Here is a 20482-nt window from a genome sequence, read left to right as displayed (position 1 = left end):
TTCTTAACAGGGCAGGGCGGTTATCAACCCGCCACCAACACCCGAATCGCTTCCAGTCGCAGCGCCGCTTTGTCGAGCATGGCCAGGCCTTGCTCGCGTTGCTGACGCAGGGCTACCAGCTCGCTGTCGCGCACGGTCGGGTTGACCGCTTGCAACGCGGTCAGGCGCGCCAGCTCTTCGTCGGTGTCCGCCGCCAGACGGCGCTTGGCCTCGGCCACACGCTCGGCGTGGCGCGGGGTGATCTTCTCTTCGCCGGCATTGATGCGCGGCGTGAGTTGGTCGCGCTGGGCCTGCACGAACTTGTTGGCGCTGGCGCGTGGCACGCTTTCCAGCTGGTCGTTCAGGGTTTCAAACGACACACGGCCGGACAGGTCATTGCCATTCGCATCCAGCAGGCAGCGCAAAGCGGCCGGTGGCAAGTAACGGCCCAGTTGCAAGGAGCGCGGCGCAACCACTTCACTGACGTAGAGCAATTCCAGCAACACGGTGCCCGGCTTGAGCGCCTTGTTCTTGATCAGCGCCACGGCGGTGTTGCCCATCGAGCCGGACAGCACCAGGTCCATGCCGCCCTGCACCATCGGGTGTTCCCAGGTGATGAACTGCATGTCTTCGCGCGACAGCGCCTGGTTGCGGTCGTAGGTGATGGTCACACCTTCGTCGTCGCCCAGCGGGAAGCTGGCGTCGAGCATTTTTTCGCTGGGCTTGAGGATCAGCGCGTTTTCCGAATGGTCTTCGCTGTCGATGCCGAAGGCGTCGAACAGGGTTTCCATGTAGATCGGCAGGGCAAACTGGTCGTCTTGCTCAAGAATGTCTTCCACCAGCGCATCGCCTTCACCCGCGCCGCCGGAGTTGAGTTCCAGCAGGCGGTCGCGACCGGTGTGCAGCTCTTGTTCCAGACGCTCGCGCTCGGCACGGGCTTCGTCGATCAGGGCTTGCCACTCGCCATCGTCGGCGTTTTCCAGCAACGGCAGCAGGCGTGGGCCGAACTGATGCTGCAAGGCGTTGCCGGTCGGGCAGGTGTTGAGGAATGCGTTCAGCGCTTCGTGATACCACTGGAACAGGCGCTCTTGCGGGCTGGTTTCCAGGTAGGGCACGTGCAGCTCGATCACATGTTTCTGGCCGATCCGGTCCAGACGCCCGATCCGCTGTTCCAGCAAGTCAGGGTGGGACGGCAGATCGAACAGCACCAAGTGGTGAGAAAACTGGAAGTTGCGGCCTTCACTGCCGATTTCCGAGCAGATCAGCACCTGGGCGCCAAACTCTTCATCGGCGAAGTAGGCGGCGGCGCGGTCACGCTCGAGGATGTTCATGCCCTCGTGGAACACCGTGGCCGGGATGCCGGAACGCACGCGCAGGGCGTCTTCCAGGTCCATGGCGGTTTCGGCGTGGGCGCAGATCACCAGCACTTTGGTGCGCTTGAGCATCTTCAGCTGGTCGATCAGCCACTCGACGCGCGGGTCGAAGCGCCACCAGCGGTTCTCTTCCTCGACATCCGGCTGCGACTGGAAGCTGACTTCCGGGTACAGCTCGGCGTGTTCGCCCAGCGGCAACTCGAGGTATTCGTCCGGGTTCGGCAGCGGGTAGGCGTGCAGCTTGCGCTCCGGGAAACCCTGTACGGCGGCGCGGGTGTTTCGGAACAGCACGCGGCCGGTGCCGTGGCGGTCGAGCAGCTCACGCACCAGGCGCGCGCTGGCTTCGGTGTCGCCATCGTTGACGGCGGTGAGCAGCGCTTCACCTTCGTCGCCGAGGAAACCCTGGATGGTCTTGTGCGCGGTTGGCGACAGGCGGCCTTTATCCAGCAGCTCCTGCACGGCTTCGGCCACCGGGCGATAGTTCTCGCTCTCGGCGCGGAAGGCGTGCAGGTCGTGGAAACGGTTCGGGTCCAGCAGGCGCAGGCGCGCGAAGTGGCTGTCCTGGCCCAGTTGTTCCGGGGTGGCGGTGAGCAGCAGCACGCCCGGAATCACCTCGGCAAGCTGTTCGACCAGCGAATACTCCGGGCTGGCTTTGTCTTCATGCCAGACCAGGTGGTGGGCTTCGTCGACCACAAGCAAGTCCCAGCCGGCGGCGAACAGCGCGTCCTGGGCTTTCTCGTCGTCCACCAGCCACTCCAGGGCCACCAGCGCAAGCTGGGTGTCTTCGAACGGGTTGGTGGCATCGCTTTCGATAAAACGTTCTTCGTCGAACAGCGCGACTTGCAGGTTGAAACGGCGGCGCATTTCCACCAGCCACTGGTGCTGCAGGTTTTCCGGCACCAGGATCAGCACGCGGCTGGCGCGGCCCGACAGCAGTTGGCGATGGATTACCAGGCCGGCTTCGATGGTCTTGCCCAGGCCCACTTCGTCCGCCAGCAAAACCCGTGGCGCAATACGGTCGGCGACTTCACGGGCGATGTGCAGTTGGTGAGCAATAGGTTGCGCACGCACGCCACCCAGGCCCCACAGCGAAGACTGCAATTGGCGGCTGGTGTGTTCCAGCGTGTGGTAGCGCAGCGAGAACCAGGCCAGCGGGTCGATCTGCCCGGCGAACAGGCGGTCGCTGGCCAGGCGGAACTGGATGAAGTTGGACAGTTGGGTTTCCGGCAGGGTGACCTGCTCGTTCTGCCCATTGAGGCCGTGGTAGACCAGCAGACCGTCGACGTCGTCGACTTCCTGTACGGTCATTTTCCAGCCTTCGAAATGGGTGATGCTGTCACCCGGCGAAAACCTCACGCGAGTGAGGGGCGCATTCCGTAGCGCATACTGACGAGTGTCGCCAGTGGCCGGATAGAGCACGGTCAACAAGCGCCCGTCCTGTGCCAGAACGGTGCCTAACCCCAGCTCTGCTTCGCTGTCACTAATCCAGCGTTGCCCCGGTTGATACTGCTGCGCCATGCTGCCTGACTCCCGCCGTGAAAAAGCCGACTATCTTAACGGAACAAGCGTCTGAGCCAAAGGACTCTGATAAAAGGGGCTCTGATAAAAGGGGCTCTGATAAAAAGGGCTCTGATAAAAAAGCGCTCTGATAAAAAGGACTCTGACAAAAGCTACTCTGTTAGCAGCAGGCTTCGGAAGCTGGATCGACGGGTGGCAGGCACTTGCGAGTGTCGACTGGGTCACAGCTTGGCGTGCTTGCGCTCAAGTCGCCCTGCCACCCGCCGACAGCCTGTTGATCAGGAGAATAAAATTATGCTGCCACCCATGCTGCCCGTCAGCGTTGTGCCGGTCACGTCACAACTTGACCCGGTGCGCCAGAAGCCGGATATCCCGCCCGTGGTGCCAGTCCAGGCGGGCTCCAGCGAAAGCACCATCGACCTGAAAAAGGGCGATGCCGAGCAGTCGACCTTGCTGCTGCGTGAAGAACAGCGCCGCCAGCAGGAGCAGCAGAAACGTCGCCGCGAAGCCGACGAAGACCCCGACGCACACCTGGCGATCCCCGGCGATGTGCTCAATGCCGACAACACCGTGCCGGTGGTGCCGCTGATCGAAGATGCGCCGCGCCAGGGCCTGTGGGTGGACGTCGAGGTTTAGTCGCGCAATTCGCGCAGCGCGGCGATCAGCTGTTCGATGTCGTGTTCGGTGTTGAGCGGGCTGACGGAAATGCGCGCAATGCTCGTAAGATTTCGCGCCTGCATATCCAACGGGGTGTAGGCCACGCCATTGGCGCCGATGTTGATGCGTTTCAACCCCAGCCGCCGTTTGAGTTCGAACGCATCCCAGCCGGCGAGGTTGAAGGCGATCAAGCCTGAGTGGCTCGCGCCCAGGTCGTGCAAGGAAACGCCCGGAATCTGGCGCAATGCTTCACGGATTCGCCCGCTGAGCTGCACAACCCTTTCCCACGTCTGTTCCACGCCCAGTCGATTGACCTCCTGCAACGCATTGCCCAAGCCGACGAGCAAGGCGTAGGACGCTTCGCTGGTCTCAAAACGCCGAGCGTCATCGCGCAGGTCGTACCCGTCGGCGGTCCAGGGCGCCGAGAACACATCGCGCTGAGCGGGGTTGAGCTGCTGGAGAAAATCCGGCCGCACATACAGCAACGCCGTGCCGCGTGGCCCGCGCAAGTGTTTGCGCCCGGCCGACTTGAGCACATCGCAGTGCAGCGCCTGCACGTCCACCGGCAACTGGCCGACGGCCTGGCCAGCGTCGATGAAGTAGGCGATGTTGTGCCGCCTGGCCACTTCGCCGATTGCCTGGGCCGGGTTGATCAGGCCGCCGTTGGCCGGCAGCCAGGTCAGGTCGATCAACTTGACGTGGGCATCGATCATCGACTCCAGCGCCTTCGGGCAGACCGCGCCGGTTGCATCGCACGGGATCACTTCAATTCGAGCACCGGCTTGCACCGCCAGTTGCATGCTCGCCAGGTTGCCACCCCATTCATGGCGGCCGACCAGAATACGCTCGCCCGGCTGCCACGGGCCCAGCGCCTGAAACGCCATGCTCCAGGCGGTGGAGCCGCTGCTGGCAAAGGCGATCGAAGCGGTCGGCGCATTCAGCAACTGCGCGGCTGCGCGCCGGGCTTTTTCCACCAGGATGGCGCCATGTTCACCGGCTTCCATCGGGCCGTCGCGGGCTTCGCGTTGCAGCTGGTCGATGATCGCGTCGAGGGTGGCCTGGCTGGGCAGCGAGGCACCGGCGTGGTTGAAGTGCACGATGCCCGACTGACAGCCGGGCGTGCTATCGCGCAGGTGCTGGGCGTCGAGCGGGCTCACGGCTGCAGCTCGAAAATCGCGTCTACCTCCACGGCCACGCCGGCTGGCAGGCTGGATACACCGACGGCGGTGCGCACGTGCCGGCCCTTGTCGCCCAGGGCGTTGACCACCAGGTTTGACGCGCCGTTGGCGACCACACTCTGGCGCTGGAAGTCGCCGCTGCTGGCAATGAACACGCCCAGGCGCAGAATGCGCACCACACGCGACAGGTCATCACCGACCGCATCGCTCAGTTGCCCCAACAGGCCCAGCGCCGCCAGCTCTGCCGCCTGGGCACCTTCTGCATCGCTGAGGGACTCGCCCAACCGGCCGATGTAGGCAGGCTTGCCGTCGACCATGGGAATTTGCCCGGAGATAAACAACTGGCTCTTGCTGATCACATGATTGATGTAATTGGCCGCCGGCTGGCTGGGCGTTGGCAGTGTCAGGCCAAGGGCGTGTACGCGTTGGCGGATAGAGTCGCTCATGGTGAAACCTCTTGAGTGAAGAAGGTTTCAGCATGTTGGCTGCGACAATGGGCGACAAACGGATAGAACTCACTCGACGTATCGAAATAACTCACGCGTCGTTGCAGGTTTCCTTCAACCACTGGCTGAAGCATTCGGCCGCCTCACTGGCGGGGCCTTGGGGCGCGATCAGCCAGTAGCCGATTTCGCTGTGATAGGGCGGCCAGTCAAAGGCTTGCACCAGGCTGCCATCCTGCAACTTGCGCTCAATCAAACGGTGCCGGCCCATGGCGATGCCCTGGCCGGCCACGGCGGCTTCGACCACGATGTTGTAGTCGTGCAACATCACGCGGGGGTGGCGCTCAAGGTCGACTTGATAATGAGCGGACCAATCGGTCCACTCAAAAGGCCGGTGCGAGGTGGCCATCAACAGCGCGCCGTTGTGCACGTGGCTGGCCTTGAAGGCCGGGCTGCACACCGGCGAGATCACTTCAGGCATCAGCCGTGTGGCGTCTACATCGGGCCAGTCGCCCTTGCCATAACGGATAGCCAGGTCGACCTCGGCGGCGGCGACGTTGGCCAATTGTATCGACGGCAGCAACTCCACCTGGATATGCGGGTAACGGTTTAGAAACCCCGCCAGGCGCGGAGCCAGCCACAGGGTGGCGAAGGAGGCGAGCAGGCCGACGCGCAGCACGGTGGAACTGGGCGCAGTCTTTTGCGCGCGGGTGGCGGCGGCGATGGCGTCGAGGGCGGGGCGGATTTCGTCGTAGTAGCGTTGGCCGTCGGCGGTCAGATCAATCGCACGGGTGCGTCGGATGAACAGCGGTTTACCCAAATGCTGTTCGAGCTTTTGCACCTGGTGGCTCAGGGCACTTTGGGTCACCGACAACTCGTTCGCTGCCTTGATAAAACTCAAATGCCGCGCAACGGCCTCGAAGGCGCGCAGGGCCAGCAGCGGCGGAAGGTCCTTGTGCAATGCCACCTGAAGGCTCCTGCTGGGTAGGGTGGAAAGTGCCGATTTTGGGCGATGACCTGCATTTTGTCGCCCGCTGATTTGCCGTCGGGCGGACGAGGCCGCATTATTGAGCTATTCCCGCCACGACGTAAGCCAAGCCATGAGTGATGACGACAAGCTGATCGACCTGAATGCCGAACGTGCCAAGCGTGTGCATGACTTGAATGACAAACGCCTGAATGAAGTTCGTCAGGCGTTTGAACAAGCGATGCCACTGGGTAACGTTAAGAAAAAGCCAAAGAAAAAGCCGAAAAAGCGTTAAAACAACCTGCATTTGTTGATGCAGGTCAGTTATTGCCCTTCTTTACGCCCCGTTGCGGGCGACATTGATCCCCGTCAATTTTCCAATCCGCCTTCTCCATTAACTTAGCCCTATCGCAACAGGGCACGAGCAGGAGGCCGGTCATGTTTTTCGATAATGTGGTGTTTGCCGGGGTGCTGACTGTCAGCCTCATGGTGCTGTTTTTTGTAGGATTCGGGATTTTTATCTGGAAGGACGCTAATAAGCGTAAAGAACCGTAAGTTCTTCCGGGTTACATGAGCACGCAAGGCATTTTGGGCGACTTCGGTCGCCCTTTTTTTTGTCTGCTATTTAATGTGATCGTTCCCACGCTCCGCGTGGGAATGCCGCCGAGGACGCTCTGCGTCCCGCACCTGTAGTTGTGACGCTGAGCTTCACTCGATGCATTCCCACGCAGAGCGTGGGAACGATCAGTGGGGATAAAAAAAGGCGTGATCCTTATCGGGATCACGCCTTTTTTTCAGCCGCAGCTTATCAGCTGCCCAGCGCCTTGGACGCCAGCCAGAACAACCCGGCCGACAGGCCCACGGTTGCCGGCAAGGTCAACACCCAAGCCATCAGAATGGTCTTCACGGTGCCACCTTGCAGGCCGCTTTTGTTGGCAACCATGGTCCCGGCAACACCGGACGACAGCACATGGGTGGTGGAAACCGGCAGGCTGAAGATGTTCGCCAGGCCAATCATGCTCGCCGTGGTGATCTGCGCCGACATGCCCTGGGCATAGGTCATGCCCTGCTTGCCGATCTTCTCACCGATGGTCAGCACTACACGTTTCCAACCGACCATGGTGCCCAGGCCCAGGGCCAGCGCGACCGCGAGGATCACCCAGAACGGCGCGTACTCGGTGGTGGCCGTCAGGTCTTTACGCAGCTTGTCCAGGTCGGACTTCTCACGCGCATCCAGGCCTGGCAACTTGCCGACTTTCTTCGCGGTGTCGTCCAGGCACAGCAGGTAGCGGCGCACTTCAATACGGTGTTCGGAGGTCAGCGAGTGGTAGTCCGAGACACCTTTCAAGGTCTCCATCAGCGCGCTGATAGTGGGCTCGGTCTGCTGCGGGTTGCACTGGAACTTGCCCGGCAGGTCATCCTTCACACTTTTGCCCAGTGCCAGGAACTCGCCGAGGGTGGCGTTGTTACGCTGGTAGAACTGGCTCAAGTGCACGGTGGCGTCACGGGTGCGCTCGATCTGATAGGTGGTGCTGCCCAGGTCGAGTACAAACTGTGCCGGCACGATGCCGATCAGCACCAGCATGATCAGGCCGATACCTTTCTGGCCATCGTTGGAACCGTGCACGAAGCTCACGGCCATGGCCGAAATCACCAGCACCAGGCGGTTCCAGAACGGCGGGTGTTTCTTGTCGTCGAGCTTGCGGCGCTGGTCTGGGGTCTTGTGCATTTTCGACAGTGGGCGCCACCATTTCAGGCCGATCAGCACCAAGGCTGCGACCAGGAAACCGGCCATCGGCGAGAACACCAGGGACGCGCCGATATCGATCGCTTTCTGCCAGTTCACACCGTCAGCCAGGGGAATATCGTTGATCAGGGCGTTCGCCAGGCCGACACCGAGGATCGAGCCGATCAACGTGTGGGAGCTGGAGGCCGGGATACCGAAGTACCAGGTGCCCAGGTTCCAGGTAATCGCCGCTGCCAATAATGAGAAGACCATTGCCAAACCATGGCCGGTGTTCACATTGATCAGCAACTCCACCGGCAGCAAATGCACGATGGCATAGGCAACACCCACACCGCCGAGCAACACGCCGAGGAAGTTGAACACCCCGGAGAAGAACACGGCCAGGTGCGGCGGCATGGCTTTGGTATAGATGACTGTGGCCACCGCGTTAGCGGTGTCATGAAAGCCATTGATGAACTCGAAGGCGAGGACAAAGGCCAGGGCGAGCAACAGGCTCACTAGAACCCAAGCATCCAGTCCGCTGAATAAATCGATCATGAAGGTTTTCTGACCCGGTCGTAAGGGGGCGCGATTATGCCAGAAAACCTCAGTAATCGATGCACTAGCTGCTCATCGGTCGCAATCTTCACTGAAAAAAGTCCGAGCAAAGGGGCGCATCCCAGGGTTTTCGGGGCTTTGGCAAGTCTTTGATTTATAAAGCGCGTGGCCCGAAAGGCGGGTTTTTTTGACCGAAATGTCACGTTTGAAACATTTGTACGAAATTTCGCTCAAGGCTGTAGGAGCCTGATGAAAATCAGGTCGCCCACCGCTGGCAATGAGCCAGCGGTGGTGGCAAAACCTTGGCGCTCAAATCGAAGTGCTTATGGCTCTTCGGTTTTGAGTTCCTGTTCAATCTTTTGGATTTCCTGGGCAAATGCCTGATCCAGCAAGCTGGCTCGCTTGCGCCACGGCTTGCGCTCGGGCTCAGGCTGGGCGGCGTAGGTGGTGACTTCCCCGCCGTAAACGTCCTTGTAACGTTGCTCCTGGCGCTCAAGTTCCGCGCGCAGTTCGTCTTTCGTCACAGTGTTACCTAATTGAGTTGAGTTATTGACTGTGCAGCGTTAGGCCTGAAAGTCGTCCTCGGGTTATTTCAAATTGAACAACGCAGCCGTTCAAGTTTGAAAGAGGACCAAAGGGCATATCTTTTAAGCGGTTACTTGTGACCGGTGATGCACATTGCGCAACGCCTGGCGAGCTCCAATCCCGATATCGATACCGGGCTGACCTCTGCACAAGCTGCATTATAGCGGCGCATTTGAATAACACTATCACCATGAAGTTAAAAAGCGTCAACGTCGTGTGAGGGTTTTGTTACATGCTCGCGTCAGTAATTGTGAAAAGCTGGCGGCATAAAGTCTGCACTCAACTAAATGTCACGTATGAGTACGGGAACTGTATGGATCCCTCGTGCAGTATCGGTGCTCGGCGTGCTGGGCAAATTGCGATTATCGAATGATCGTCCGATAATCGCCCAATGTTGCGGCCCCAGCCTTGTACATCAAGGCCAGCGCGGCTTGTAATAGCGGCCAACCCTCCCAGCGGTTGAAAAATAAGAGAAAGGACCCTGAAATGAACGATCAATTGCGCAACTCCTTCGCGTCAGTGGCGCCGCCGATCGTGGCTTCCCCGGCCAAGCGCATCCAGGCGTTTACCGGTGATCCGGATTTCATGACCTCGCTGGCCCGTGGCTTGGCGGTGGTGCAGGCGTTTCAGGAGCGCAAACGCCACCTGACCATCGCCCAAATCAGCCACCGCACCGAAATCCCGCGCGCTGCCGTGCGCCGTTGCCTGCATACGTTGATCAAGCTCGGCTACGCCACCACCGACGGACGCACTTACTCGCTGCTGCCCAAAGTCCTGACACTGGGCCATGCCTATTTATCCTCCACACCCCTGGCGGTCTCCGCCCAGCCGTACCTGGACCGCATGAGCGAGCAACTGCACGAAGCCTGCAACATGGCGACCCTGGAAGGCGACGACATCCTCTATATCGCCCGTTCCGCCACCACCCAACGCTTGATTTCGGTGGACCTGTCGGTGGGCGGGCGCCTGCCGGCGTATTGCACGTCCATGGGCCGCATCCTGCTCGCGGCGTTGGATGATGCCTCGCTGCAGGACTACCTCGATCACGCCGACCTGCAAACCAAAACCAGCCGCACCCTGACGACCCCCGAAGCCTTGTTCGAATGCCTGCAACAAGTGCGTCAGCAAGGGTGGTGCATCGTCGACCAGGAACTGGAGCAAGGCCTGCGCTCCATTGCGGTGCCGGTGTACGACGCGTCCGGCCAGGTTCTGGCTGCGTTGAATGTCAGCACCCATGCCGGACGGGTCAGTCGCAGTGAGTTGGAACAGCGTTTCCTGCCGAGCATGCTCAGCGCCAGTCGTGAGTTGAGTGCCCAGCTATTTGCCTAAGTGTTCGGTCACCGCACAGAACCCGGCCTGATCAATTGACGGTGTTTCCCCAGGCTTATTAATGTGCGGCAGCGCTCTAGCGCGCCCCAATAATAATGACGGCCCCAGGCCGTTCGCCCGCCCATCGGTGTGGAAATAACAATAATGAACCAGCCCTCTGTCGGTACTAACCTGGACGTGCAGTCCTTTATCAACGCCCAGCCGCTGTCACGTTATCAGTGGCGTGTGGTGATCCTGTGTTTCCTTATCGTTTTCCTCGACGGCCTCGACACCGCCGCCATGGGCTTTATTGCGCCCGCGCTGTCCCAGGATTGGGGCATCGACCGCGCCAGCCTCGGCCCGGTGATGAGCGCCGCGTTGATCGGCATGGTGTTCGGCGCGTTGGGTTCAGGCCCGCTGGCCGACCGCTTCGGGCGCAAAGTGGTGTTGGTGAGTGCGGTGCTGGTGTTTGGCGCATTCAGCCTGGCGTCGGCCTACAGCACCAACGTCGACCAGTTGCTGGTGTTGCGCTTCCTCACCGGGCTGGGCCTGGGGGCGGGCATGCCGAATGCCACCACCTTGCTCTCCGAGTACACCCCCGAGCGCCACAAGTCGCTGCTGGTGACCAGCATGTTCTGCGGGTTCAACCTGGGCATGGCCGGTGGCGGGTTTATCTCGGCCAAGCTGATTCCGGCGTTCGGCTGGCACAGCCTGTTGATGATCGGCGGCATCCTGCCGTTGATCCTGGCGGTGGTGCTGTTGGTGTGGCTGCCGGAATCGGCACGCTACCTCGTGGTGCGCAATCGCGGCACTGACAAAGTGCGCAAGACCTTGTCGCCCATCGAGCCCAATCTCGTCGCCCAGGCCACCAGCTTCAGCGTGCCGGAGCAAAAAACCGTCAAGGCGCGCAATGTGTTTGCGGTGATCTTCTCCGGCACTTACAGCGCCGGCACCCTGTTGCTGTGGCTCACTTACTTCATGGGCCTGGTGATTGTTTACTTGCTGACCAGCTGGCTGCCGACCTTGATGCGTGACAGTGGCGCCAGCATGGAACAGGCCGCGTTTATCGGCGCATTGTTCCAGTTTGGTGGCGTATTGAGTGCGGTCGGCGTGGGCTGGGCGATGGACCGGTTCAACCCTCACAAGGTCATCGGTACTTTTTACCTGCTGGCCGGGGTGTTTGCCTACGCGGTGGGGCAGAGCCTGGGCAACATCACCTTGCTGGCGACCCTGGTGCTGGTGGCCGGCATGTGCGTCAACGGCGCGCAATCGGCAATGCCCTCATTAGCCGCACGCTTTTACCCGACCCAAGGCCGCGCGACCGGTGTGTCGTGGATGCTCGGCATCGGCCGCTTCGGCGCGATTCTCGGCGCGTGGATGGGCGCGACGTTGCTGGGGCTGGGCTGGAACTTCGAGCAGGTACTCACCGCGCTGGTGATTCCAGCGGCATTGGCCACGGCTGCCGTTGTGATCAAAGGCATGGTCAGCCATGCGGACGCGACCTGAGGTCTGACACGATTTTGTAGCAGCCACGAGACCATGTGGGAGCTGGCTTGCCTGCGATTGCATCAACTCAATTTGCCTGCTGGACCGAGTCGTCTGCATCGCAGGCAAGCCAGCTCCCACATTGACGGTTGGGAGCTGACCTGGCTGCTTTGCACGAAAGATTAGCTAGGCAACAATTCGTTCGATAATCGAACACTCCGTCGATTATCGGATTGTTCGGCCCAATGCCCCGGCTTAATCTTCAAACACTTCGGCGCCACCTCAGCGCCTTTTTCGATCAACACCGGGAGCCCGAACCCCATGGCTGAAATTCTTGCGCTGCGTGACGCGGTGAAGCAATTCGTGAACGACGGCGATACCGTCGCACTGGAAGGCTTCACCCATCTGATCCCTACGGCAGCGGGTCATGAAATCATCCGTCAGGGCAAGAAAGACCTGACGCTGGTGCGTATGACGCCTGACCTGATCTACGACCAGTTGATCGGTGCCGGCTGCGCCCGCAAGTTGATTTTCTCCTGGGGCGGCAACCCGGGCGTGGGCTCCTTGCATCGCCTGCGCGACGCGGTGGAGAAACAATGGCCGCAGCCGCTGGAGATCGAAGAACACAGCCACGCTGACCTGGCGAATGCCTACGTCGCCGGTGCATCGGGCCTGCCGTTCGCGGTGCTGCGTGCCTACGCCGGTTCCGACTTGCCCAAGGTCAACCCGCTGATCAAAACCGTGACCTGCCCGTTCACCGGCGAAGTGCTGGCGGCCGTGCCCTCGGTACGCCCGGACGTCACCGTGATCCACGCACAAAAGGCCGATCGCAAGGGCAACGTGTTGCTCTGGGGCATTCTCGGTGTGCAAAAGGAAGCGGCGTTGGCCGCCAAGCGTTGCATCGTCACCGTCGAAGAAATCGTCGACGACCTGAATGCACCGATGAACAGCTGTGTATTGCCGACCTGGGCCCTGACCGCGGTGTGTCATGTACCGGGTGGCGCGCATCCGTCCTACGCTCACGGCTACAACGAACGTGACAACCGCTTCTATCAGGCGTGGGACCCGATCGCCCGCGACCGTGGGACTTTTACCGCCTGGATCGACGAATACATCCACGGCACCGCCGACTTCAGTGAATTCCAGGCCAAGCTGGCCAACGCGCAGGAGGCCAAGTAATGGCTTACTCGACCAATGAAATGATGACCGTCGCCGCCGCGCGCCGCCTCAAGAACGGCTCGGTGTGCTTTGTCGGTATCGGCTTGCCCTCTAAAGCCGCCAACCTGGCGCGCCTGACCTCGTCGCCCGACGTGGTGCTGATCTACGAGTCCGGCCCGATAGGCGCCAAGCCAAGCGTGTTGCCACTGTCCATCGGCGACGGCGAGCTGGCCGAAACCGCCGACACCGTGGTGCCGACCGGTGAGATTTTTCGCTACTGGCTGCAAGGTGGGCGCATCGACGTCGGTTTTCTCGGCGCCGCCCAAGTCGACCGTTTCGGCAATATCAACACCACCGTGGTCGGCGATTACCACCAGCCCAAAGTGCGCCTGCCAGGTGCCGGTGGTGCGCCGGAGATTGCCGGTTCGGCCAAGAGCGTGCTGATCATCCTCAAGCAGTCGGCGCGTTCGTTTGTCGACAAGCTCGACTTCATCACCTCGGTCGGCCACGGCGAAGGCGGCGATTCACGTAAACGCCTGGGCCTGCCGGGCGCTGGTCCCGTAGGGATTATTACCGACCTGTGCATCATGGAACCGGAAGCGGGCAGCCATGAGTTTGTGGTCACCGCGCTGCACCCTGGCGTAACCCGTGAGCAAGTGGTCGCGGCCACTGGTTGGGCGATTCGGTTTGCCGATCAGGTGGAAACGACTGACGAACCGACGGAGGTCGAACTGACCGCCCTGCGTGACCTTGAAGCCCGCACCGCCGCCGCCCATGGCCAAGCGCCAGGAGAAGCCTGATGCGCGAGGTATTTATCTGTGATGCCATCCGCACGCCCATTGGCCGATTTGGCGGTGGCTTGTCCACGGTGCGCGCCGATGACTTGGCGGCCTTGCCGATCAAGGCACTGATCGAGCGCAACCCGTCGGTGGACTGGTCGGCTGTCGACGAAGTGTTCCTCGGTTGCGCCAACCAGGCCGGCGAAGACAACCGCAACGTTGCGCGCATGGCGCTGTTGCTGGCGGGCCTGCCAGAGAGCATTCCCGGCGTGACCCTCAACCGCCTGTGCGCCTCGGGCATGGACGCCATCGGCACGGCCTTCCGCGCCATTGCCAGCGGCGAAATGGAGCTGGCGATTGCCGGTGGCGTTGAGTCGATGTCCCGCGCGCCATTCGTGATGGGCAAGGCCGATGCGGCGTTTTCACGCAACATGAAGCTGGAGGACACCACTATCGGCTGGCGTTTTATCAACCCGTTGATGAAGGCCCAGTACGGCGTGGACGCGATGCCGCAGACCGCCGATAACGTCGCCGATGATTACAACGTGTCTCGCGCCGACCAGGACGCCTTCGCCCTGCGCAGCCAGCAACGCACTGCCGCCGCGCAGGCTGCCGGGTTCTTCGCTGAAGAAATCGTTGCGGTGCGCATCGCGCACAAAAAAGGCGAGACCGTGGTCGAGCAGGATGAGCATCCACGCGCCGACACCACCCTGGAAGCCCTGGCCAAACTCAAGCCAGTGAATGGCCCGGACAAGACCGTAACCGCGGGTAATGCTTCTGGCGTGAACGATGGCGCGGCGGCACTGATACTCGCCTCCGCCGACGCGGTGAAAAAACACGGCCTGACCGCCCGCGCGCGCGTACTGGGTATGGCCAGCGCCGGTGTCGCACCACGGGTGATGGGGATTGGCCCGGTGCCGGCGGTGCGCAAGCTGGTGGAGCGCCTCGGTTTGGCGGTCACCGACTTTGACGTCATTGAACTCAATGAAGCCTTCGCCAGCCAAGGCCTGGCGGTGCTGCGTGAGTTGGGCATTGCCGACGACGCCCCCCAGGTCAACCCGAACGGCGGCGCCATCGCCCTCGGCCATCCGTTGGGCATGAGCGGCGCGCGGTTGGTGTTGACCGCGCTGCATCAGTTGGAAAAAACCGGTGGCAGCAAAGGCCTGGCGACTATGTGTGTAGGCGTCGGCCAAGGCTTGGCCCTGGCGATTGAACGCATCTAAAAGAGAGGATTGCTCCATGAGTGACAAGCCCGGATACCGGCGCCCGCAAGCGGGCACTCAACCTGATTACCTGCACCCGGCCTACCAGTCGACGAACCTGCGTTCGCCGTCCCAGCCATTGGTGTTTCTGCCGCATTCGCTGTCGGAAATTACCGGCCCGACCATCGGCGCCGAGCGCGTCAATGAGAAGGACAATGACCTGACTGCCCAGCACGAGGGCGAGCCTCAAGGTGAGCGCATCATCATTCATGGCCGCGTGCTGGATGAAAATGGCTTGCCGGTGCCAGGCATTCTGGTGGAGATCTGGCAGGCCAATGCTGCGGGCCGTTACAACCACAAGCGTGACCTGCACGATGCGCCACTGGACCCGAACTTCACCGGCACCGGTCGCACCGTTACCGACGCCGATGGCTGGTATCAGTTCCAGACCATCAAGCCCGGTGCGTACCCGTGGGGCAACCACCACAATGCGTGGCGCCCGGCGCATATTCACTTTTCCCTGTTCGGCCCGAGCGTGCTGACGCGCCTGGTCACACAGATGTATTTCCCCGGCGACCCGCTGCTGGAGTACGACCCGATCTACAACTGCGTGCCGGACACCTCGGCCAAACAGCGCCTGATCGCCCGTTTTGACCTGGAAAAAACCATTCCTTCCTATGCCCTCGGCTACCGCTGGGACATCGTCCTGCGCGGCCGCGACGCCACGCCGATGGAGAAATGAGATGACACTCAATGCGACCACGTCCCACACCGTCGGGCCGTATTACCACATCGGCCTGACCTGGCTGAACCGCGAAGACCTGACCGTGCCGGCCACCCTTGGCGAACGCGTGGCCATCAGCGGGCAAGTGGTGGACGGCAACGGTGATGTCGTCAACGACGCCATGCTCGAAGTCTGGCAGGCCAATGCGGCCGGCAAGTACGACCACCCGGAGGATGAGCAGGACAAAGCCGTCGACCCTCACTTCGAAGGTTTTGGCCGAGTGCCGGTGGATGCCGAAGGGCGCTTTCGCTTTACCACCATCAAGCCGGGCAGCGTGCCGGGGCTGAAAGGCACGACCCAGGCGCCGCACCTGGTGGTGCTGGTGTTTGCGCGTGGGTTGGTGAAGCACTTGCTGACGCGGATTTATTTTGACGGCGAGGCGTTGAATGGCGACGACCCGTTGCTCGCGTGCGTGCCTGCCGAGCGGCGCGGCACGTTGATTGCCCAGCAGGATGGGGCAGGGGTGTATCAGTGGAATGTGATTTTGCAGGGCACAGATAAGGAAACGGTGTTCTTCGACTATTGAGACCCGATCGTTCCCACGCTCTGCGTGGGCATGCAGCCAGGGACGCTCTGCGTCCCAAAGCCTGACGCAGAGCGTCACAAAAGGCATTCCCACGCAGAGCGTGGGAACGATCACCAAAAGTCTGCTTGCGGAACATGGTTGTTGCAAAGTATGTCTAGGCTATAACCGTTCCCACTGAGTAAAAAAACATGACAACAACAACGAGTCACTACACCGGAGAAGAACGCAGCAAACGGATTTTTGCGATTGTCGGTGCTTCCTCCGGCAACCTTGTCGAATGGTTCGACTTCTACGTTTATGCCTTCTGCGCCATCTATTTTGCCCCGGCGTTTTTTCCGTCGGACGACCCTACGGTCCAACTGCTGAACACCGCTGGCGTATTCGCTGCCGGGTTCCTGATGCGACCGATTGGCGGCTGGTTGTTTGGCCGCGTGGCCGACAAGCATGGCCGTAAAAACTCGATGATGATCTCGGTGCTGATGATGTGCGCCGGCTCCCTGGTCATCGCCTTCTTGCCCACTTACAAAGACATCGGCGCCTGGGCGCCGGCCTTGCTGCTGGTGGCGCGTTTGTTCCAGGGCTTGTCGGTGGGCGGCGAATACGGCACCACCGCGACCTACATGAGTGAAATTGCCCTCAAGGGCCAGCGTGGCTTTTTCGCCTCGTTCCAGTATGTCACCCTGATCGGCGGGCAACTGCTGGCGGTACTGGTCGTGGTGATCCTGCAACAGTTTCTCAGCGAAGATGAACTGCGTGCCTGGGGCTGGCGGATTCCGTTTGTGATCGGCGCCATTGCGGCGGTGATCTCTCTGCTGCTGCGTCGCACCTTGAAAGAAACCACCAGCAAGGAAATGCGCGAAGACAAGGACGCCGGCAGCATCGTTGCGCTGTTACGCGACCATGGCAAAGCGTTCGTTACCGTGCTGGGCTACACCGCCGGCGGCTCGTTGATTTTCTACACCTTCACCACTTACATGCAGAAGTACCTGGTGAACACCGTCGGCATGCACGCCAAGACGTCGAGCTACATCATGACGGGCGCACTGTTCCTCTACATGTGCATGCAGCCGCTGTTCGGCATGTTGGCGGACAAGATCGGCCGCCGCAATTCGATGCTCTGGTTTGCCGGTCTTGGCACGCTGTTCACCGTGCCGATTCTGCTGACCTTGAAAACCGTCAGCAGCCCGTTCCTGGCCTTTGTGCTGATCACCCTGGCGTTGGCGATTGTCAGCTTCTACACCTCGATCAGCGGCCTGGTCAAAGCGGAAATGTTCCCGCCCCAGGTGCGTGCCTTGGGTGTGGGCCTGGCCTATGCGGTGGCCAATGCGATTTTTGGTGGTTCGGCGGAAGTCGTTGCGTTGAGCCTTAAATCCATCGGCATGGAAAACGCCTTCTATTGGTATGTCACCGCGATGATGGCGATCGCCTTCCTGTTCAGCTTGCGCCTGCCGAAAGAGGCAGCGTACCTGCACCACGATCTATAAGGGACGCGTTATGACACTGCGCACGAGCAACCAATTGTTCGACGCTTACTTCACCGCTGACAGCATGGCCGAAGTGTTCTGCGATCAGGGGCGTTTGCAGGGCATGCTGGATTTTGAAGCGGCTCTGGCCCGGGCGCAGGCCCAGGTCGGTCTGATTCCGCAGGCCGCCGTTGCACCGATTGCCCAGGCTTGCCTGGCGTCTTTGTACGATGTGGATGCGCTCGGGGTGGCGATTGCCACGGCGGGCAATTCGGCGATTCCGTTGGTAAAGGCGCTGGGCAAGTTGATTGCCAGTGAAGATGCCGACGCCGAACGTTACGTGCATCTGGGGGCGACCAGCCAGGACGTGATGGACACTGGCCTGGTCCTGCAATTGCGCCGCGCGTTGGTGTTGATCGAAGCCGATTTGGCGCAATTGGGTGAAGTCCTTGCCCAGCAGGCCCAGCGTTATGCGAGCGTGCCGTTGGCCGGGCGCACGTGGTTGCAACACGCGACGCCGGTCACCCTGGGGATGAAAATCGCCGGTTGGCTGGGGGCGGTGACGCGCAGTCGCCAGCGCCTTGCCGAGCTGAAGCCGCGCCTGTTGGTGCTGCAATTCGGCGGCGCGTCCGGCACCCTGGCGGCGCTGGGTGAGCAGGCCATGCCCGTGGCCGAAGCCTTGGCGGCGGAGTTGCAGTTGAGCTTGCCCGAGCAACCCTGGCACACCCAGCGCGATCGGCTGGTGGAGTTCGCCAGTGTGCTCGGCCTGATTGCCGGCAGCCTGGGTAAGTTGGGCCGTGATATCAGCCTGTTGATGCAGACTGAAGCGGCAGAGGTGTTTGAACCTTCGGCGCCCGGCAAAGGCGGTTCGTCGACCATGCCGCACAAACGCAACCCGGTGGGTGCCGCCGTGCTGATCAGCGCGGCGACCCGTGTGCCGGGGTTGGTCGCGACAATGTTCAGCGCCATGCCCCAGGAACACGAGCGCAGCCTGGGCCTGTGGCACGCCGAATGGGAAACCTTGCCCGAAATTTGTCGGTTGGTGTCTGGCGCCTTGAAGCAGGCGTTGCTGGTGAGCGAGGGGTTGGAAGTCGCCCCTGAGCGCATGGAGCACAACCTCGATTTGACTCAAGGCCTGGTGCTGGCAGAAGCCGTCAGCATCGTGCTGGCCCAGCGCTTGGGCCGCGACACCGCGCATCATCTGCTGGAGCAATGTTGCAAGCGCGCCGTCGCGCAAGGGCGCCATCTGCGCGCGGTGCTCGCAGACGAACCGCAGGTGACCGCCGAGTTATCAGCGGTTGAACTCGACCGCCTGCTCGACCCTGCTCACTACCTGGGCCAGGCCCGCACCTGGGTCACCCGCGCGGTGGCCGACCATTTTGCATTGACCGCGTAAGGAGACCGCTGTGGCCTTTGTACAACTCGCCGAGGGCGAACTGCATTACCAACTGGATGGGCCAGTGGAGGCGCCGGTGTTGGTACTGTCCAACTCCCTGGGCACCGACCTGCATATGTGGGACATCCAGATCCCGGCTTTTACCGAGCATTTTCGTGTGCTGCGTTTCGACACCCGTGGCCACGGCAAGTCCTTGGTCACCGAGGGGCCGTACAGCATTGAGCAACTGGGCCGCGACGTGATCGCGCTGCTGGATGCATTGGATATCCAGCGTGCGCATTTCTGTGGTTTATCCATGGGCGGCCTGATTGGGCAATGGTTGGGCATCCATGCCGGTGAGCGTGTGCAGCGCCTGGTGGTGTGCAACACCGCCGCCAGGATCGGCACACCGGAGGTATGGAACCCGCGTATCGAAATGGTCTTGCGTGAGGGGCCGGCAGCCATGGTGGCGTTGCGCGATGCATCGATTGCACGCTGGTTCACCGCCGATTTTGCCGCCGCCAACCTGCACCAGGCCAAGCAGATTACCGACATGCTCGCGGCCACTTCGCCCAAGGGTTACGCCGCCAACTGCGCGGCCGTGCGTGATGCGGACTTCCGTGAACAGTTGGCCTCGATCAAAGCGCCGACGTTGGTGATTGCCGGTACTGAAGATGCGGTCACACCGCCGGCCGGTAGCCACTTTATCCAGAACCATGTGAAGGGCGCCGAATACGCCGAGTTCTATGCGGCCCACCTTTCCAACGTCCAGGCCGGGGCTGATTTCAGTAACCGAGTACTGAAGTTCTTGCTGGCCGATTAAACCCTGTGGCGAGCGGGCTTGCTCGCGCTGGACTGCGAAGCAGTCCCAAATCCGCCCATTCAAGTTTTCCGGTAAGAATGCGCATACCTGACTGGGGCTGCTGCGCAGCCCAACGGGAGCAAGCTCCCTCGCCACAAGGTATGCCGTTCTCCGGGCCATTTACGCTAAGGAGCTTTTTGTGGACGAGAAACAACGTTACGCCGACGGCCTGCAAGTGCGCCGCGAAGTGCTGGGCGACGCGCATGTCGACCGCAGCCTGAATGCCTTGACCGAGTTCAACAGCGAGTTTCAGGAAATGATCACCCGCCACGCCTGGGGTGATATCTGGACCCGCCCCGGCCTGCCGCGGCACACCCGCAGCCTGATCACCATCGCCATGTTGATCGGCATGAACCGCAGCGAAGAGTTGAAGTTGCACCTGCGTGCGGCCGCGAGCAATGGCGTGACCCGCGCCGAGATCAAGGAAGTGCTGATGCAGAGCGCGATTTATTGCGGTATTCCGGCGGCGAATGCGACCTTCCATCTCGCCGAGTCGGTGTGGGATGAACTCGGCGTGGAGTCGCGGCAGGACTGAATTGAAACACACGCATCTGTG

General features: G+C 61.3%; 20 protein-coding genes. 14 read left to right on the top strand and 6 right to left on the bottom strand.

What is annotated here, in order from left to right:
- Positions 1–23: 23 nt before the first annotated feature.
- Positions 24–2870, bottom strand: a complete 2847-nt coding sequence (gene rapA / locus HX783_RS05370; RefSeq protein WP_177016215.1) for an RNA polymerase-associated protein RapA — start codon at positions 2868–2870, stop codon at positions 24–26.
- 294 nt (positions 2871–3164) lie between these two features.
- On the opposite strand from rapA, the gene HX783_RS05365 reads away from it, so the two are divergent.
- Entirely contained in the window at positions 3165–3506 is a 342-nt protein-coding gene (locus tag HX783_RS05365; protein WP_159954726.1) for an aspartate-semialdehyde dehydrogenase, read from the top strand.
- On the opposite strand, the gene HX783_RS05360 is transcribed toward HX783_RS05365, so the two are convergent.
- From HX783_RS05360 to HX783_RS05350, 3 genes are all read right to left on the bottom strand, one after another.
- Positions 3503–4684: an aminotransferase class V-fold PLP-dependent enzyme gene (locus HX783_RS05360; protein ID WP_177016214.1), complete on the bottom strand. Its 1182-nt coding sequence runs from the start codon at positions 4682–4684 to the stop codon at positions 3503–3505. The two genes, HX783_RS05365 and HX783_RS05360, sit on opposite strands and share 4 nt — an antisense overlap.
- Complete coding sequence (locus HX783_RS05355) at positions 4681–5151, bottom strand: RidA family protein (RefSeq protein WP_159954728.1); 471 nt, start codon at positions 5149–5151, stop codon at positions 4681–4683. Before HX783_RS05355 ends, HX783_RS05360 begins: the two co-directional genes overlap by 4 nt.
- Positions 5152–5242: 91 nt before the next feature.
- Positions 5243–6115, bottom strand: coding sequence for a LysR substrate-binding domain-containing protein (locus HX783_RS05350; RefSeq protein WP_177016213.1), 873 nt, complete (start codon positions 6113–6115; stop codon positions 5243–5245).
- A gap of 100 nt (positions 6116–6215) precedes the next feature.
- On the opposite strand from HX783_RS05350, the gene HX783_RS05345 reads away from it, so the two are divergent.
- Both HX783_RS05345 and ccoM read left to right on the top strand, forming a co-directional pair.
- Complete coding sequence (locus HX783_RS05345; RefSeq protein WP_159954730.1) at positions 6216–6410, top strand: hypothetical protein; 195 nt, start codon at positions 6216–6218, stop codon at positions 6408–6410.
- A gap of 143 nt (positions 6411–6553) precedes the next feature.
- Positions 6554–6670: a cytochrome c oxidase subunit CcoM gene (ccoM, locus tag HX783_RS30135; RefSeq protein WP_017137226.1), complete on the top strand. Its 117-nt coding sequence runs from the start codon at positions 6554–6556 to the stop codon at positions 6668–6670.
- Positions 6671–6923: 253 nt separating this feature from the next.
- On the opposite strand, the gene HX783_RS05340 is transcribed toward ccoM, so the two are convergent.
- Both HX783_RS05340 and HX783_RS05335 read right to left on the bottom strand, forming a co-directional pair.
- Positions 6924–8399, bottom strand: coding sequence for an inorganic phosphate transporter (locus HX783_RS05340; RefSeq protein WP_159954731.1), 1476 nt, complete (start codon positions 8397–8399; stop codon positions 6924–6926).
- Positions 8400–8722: 323 nt separating this feature from the next.
- Positions 8723–8923, bottom strand: coding sequence for a hypothetical protein (locus HX783_RS05335; protein ID WP_003189295.1), 201 nt, complete (start codon positions 8921–8923; stop codon positions 8723–8725).
- A gap of 547 nt (positions 8924–9470) precedes the next feature.
- On the opposite strand from HX783_RS05335, the gene pcaR reads away from it, so the two are divergent.
- The 11 genes from pcaR to pcaC all read left to right on the top strand — a co-directional run bounded on the left by pcaR (position 9471) and on the right by pcaC (position 20461).
- Positions 9471–10313 (top strand): pca regulon transcriptional regulator PcaR, encoded by an 843-nt coding sequence (gene pcaR / locus HX783_RS05330; protein WP_025855315.1) that lies wholly within the window; start codon positions 9471–9473, stop codon positions 10311–10313.
- A gap of 144 nt (positions 10314–10457) precedes the next feature.
- Entirely contained in the window at positions 10458–11798 is a 1341-nt protein-coding gene (locus HX783_RS05325) for an MFS transporter (RefSeq protein WP_177016212.1), read from the top strand.
- 300 nt (positions 11799–12098) lie between these two features.
- Positions 12099–12956, top strand: a complete 858-nt coding sequence (locus tag HX783_RS05320) for a CoA transferase subunit A (RefSeq protein WP_159954733.1) — start codon at positions 12099–12101, stop codon at positions 12954–12956.
- The gene (locus HX783_RS05315; protein WP_159954734.1) at positions 12956–13735 is read left to right on the top strand and encodes a CoA-transferase subunit beta; all 780 of its coding nucleotides are present in this window, start codon (positions 12956–12958) and stop codon (positions 13733–13735) included. Before HX783_RS05320 ends, HX783_RS05315 begins: the two co-directional genes overlap by 1 nt.
- Complete coding sequence (pcaF, locus tag HX783_RS05310) at positions 13732–14937, top strand: 3-oxoadipyl-CoA thiolase (protein WP_177016645.1); 1206 nt, start codon at positions 13732–13734, stop codon at positions 14935–14937. Before HX783_RS05315 ends, pcaF begins: the two co-directional genes overlap by 4 nt.
- Before the next feature lie 16 nt (positions 14938–14953).
- Positions 14954–15658 (top strand): protocatechuate 3,4-dioxygenase subunit beta, encoded by a 705-nt coding sequence (gene pcaH, locus HX783_RS05305; protein ID WP_159954736.1) that lies wholly within the window; start codon positions 14954–14956, stop codon positions 15656–15658.
- A 1-nt stretch (position 15659) separates the two neighbouring features.
- A complete protein-coding gene (gene pcaG / locus HX783_RS05300) occupies positions 15660–16226 on the top strand; it encodes a protocatechuate 3,4-dioxygenase subunit alpha (protein ID WP_159954737.1) in 567 nt (188 codons plus the stop codon).
- A 188-nt stretch (positions 16227–16414) separates the two neighbouring features.
- Positions 16415–17710, top strand: a complete 1296-nt coding sequence (locus HX783_RS05295) for an MFS family transporter (protein ID WP_159954738.1) — start codon at positions 16415–16417, stop codon at positions 17708–17710.
- Positions 17711–17720: 10 nt separating this feature from the next.
- The gene (locus HX783_RS05290; protein WP_177016211.1) at positions 17721–19085 is read left to right on the top strand and encodes a 3-carboxy-cis,cis-muconate cycloisomerase; all 1365 of its coding nucleotides are present in this window, start codon (positions 17721–17723) and stop codon (positions 19083–19085) included.
- Between the two features lie 10 nt (positions 19086–19095).
- Positions 19096–19887, top strand: coding sequence for a 3-oxoadipate enol-lactonase (pcaD, locus tag HX783_RS05285; RefSeq protein ID WP_177016210.1), 792 nt, complete (start codon positions 19096–19098; stop codon positions 19885–19887).
- Between the two features lie 178 nt (positions 19888–20065).
- Positions 20066–20461, top strand: coding sequence for a 4-carboxymuconolactone decarboxylase (gene pcaC, locus HX783_RS05280; RefSeq protein WP_159954741.1), 396 nt, complete (start codon positions 20066–20068; stop codon positions 20459–20461).
- The last annotated feature ends 21 nt before the right edge of the window (positions 20462–20482 follow it).

Origin of the sequence: Pseudomonas sp. D2002, assembly GCF_013385735.1 — a bacterium.
In the GTDB taxonomy this organism is placed as follows: Bacteria; Pseudomonadota; Gammaproteobacteria; order Pseudomonadales; family Pseudomonadaceae; genus Aquipseudomonas.
Note: the sequence above shows the minus strand (reverse complement) of the source record. Positions and strands in the feature narration are given on the sequence as shown.